Below are 1,463 nucleotides of genomic sequence, written 5' to 3' on the forward strand. Positions count from 1 at the left end.
GGGTGGGACGCACAAGGTGGAGACGGCGCTCGCGCAGGGGGCGGCGGTCGTCATCGACAAGAGCCGGGAGGCCTTGTGGGCCGCGGCGGAGCGGGCGGCGCCTCGCGGGTATGACGTGGTGCTGGACGCGAACGGGCCGTCCACGCTGCGCGACAGCTACAAGCACCTGGCGTCGCCGGGGAAGCTGGTCATCTACGGCTTCCACTCCATGCTGCCGCGCACGGGAGGCCGGCCGAACTACGCGAAGCTGGCCTGGGACTGGTTGAGGACGCCGCGGTTTGATCCGCTGACGCTCACCAACGACAACACCAGCGTGCTGGCGTTCAACCTGTCGTACCTGTTCGAGCAGCGCGCCGTGCTGGAGGAGTCCATGGCGCGGCTCCTGGGCTGGCTGGAGGAGGGGAAGCTGGTGCCGCCTCCGGTGAAGTCGTTTCCGTTGGACGCGGTGGCGGATGCACACCGGGCCCTGGAGTCCGGCGGTACGGTGGGGAAGCTGGTGCTGGTGCCGTGAGGGCGTGCCAGGGGATACCGACGCTGCTGCGGGGCTCCAGTCCCCTGTGCTTTCGGCAGGTGTTGCTCTTGGTAGTATTCTCTTCGCTAGTTCGAAGTCCTTTTCACGTACGAGATGCTCGTGGCCCTACGACTGGACGACTTGACGGTGGACACGTTGTCCAACACTCCGCTTGTTGACGCCGTTGAGTTGCTCGTGGCGCGTGAGCCCGGCCTCTTCCGCGCCCGCCTCGCGGAAGTCGACATGGCGGAGCTTGCCGAGATGCCCGACGACATCGCGCAGATGTACGGATGGCGTGCGCCGGACGAACTCTCGACATGGAGGTCCATTGAACTCGGACTCGACGTCGATGATGACTCGGAAGGCTTCTGGCGCTCTGGTGACCTCTCCCTCGGGATGGACCTCTATCCGGACGCATTGACTCCTTCCGCTGCGGACCTGGATGGCGGAGACTTTCTCCCTCCCGGCGCGGAGGTCCTCTTGGCCGGGCTCTTTCGCCTCTGCGACCACGCATCCGGTGACAGGACGCTCGTCAGTTTGCTACCGGACCCGCTCGGGCTGCTTCGCGTTCATTCCTACGCGCATGACACCGGCCGGCTCGGGAGGCCACGCAGCCTCAAGGGATTCGTCCTCAACACATGGTTGTCGGAGCTGGAGCCTGATGAGGGACGTCGGCGCCCTGGTCAGGTCGGAACCGCCCGGTTCAAGCACCTGCTCCGTGTCGCAGACGCCTTTGACGACCGACTGGAGTCCGTCCGGCGCGACCATCAACCCGCGACCTTCTTGGATAGTGCCAGACTCTATGCGCGCTCAAGGTGGCTCATCGTAACCGTTCAGGGGTAGTGTTGAGGCCGTCGTCGCGGTGTGCAACCCGTGGCGGATGCACACGAAAACCCCTGCGACGCTGGAATCGAAGATTGAACGACTGGTCCACGAGCACCTGGTGGAGCAG

2 protein-coding genes are annotated in these 1,463 nt (G+C 65.3%); both read left to right on the forward strand.

The window, feature by feature from the left end; all coding sequences use genetic code 11:
* The coding region (locus G4D87_RS37715; RefSeq protein WP_163787585.1) for a zinc-binding dehydrogenase at window positions 1–511 on the forward strand (511 nt) is incomplete at its 5' end.
* Between the two features lie 120 nt (window positions 512–631).
* Complete coding sequence (locus G4D87_RS37720) at window positions 632–1,354, forward strand: hypothetical protein (protein ID WP_163787586.1); 723 nt, start codon at window positions 632–634, stop codon at window positions 1,352–1,354.
* Window positions 1,355–1,463 lie beyond the last annotated feature (109 nt).

This window comes from Myxococcus vastator, assembly GCF_010894475.1.
GTDB lineage: Bacteria > Myxococcota > Myxococcia > Myxococcales > Myxococcaceae > Myxococcus > Myxococcus vastator.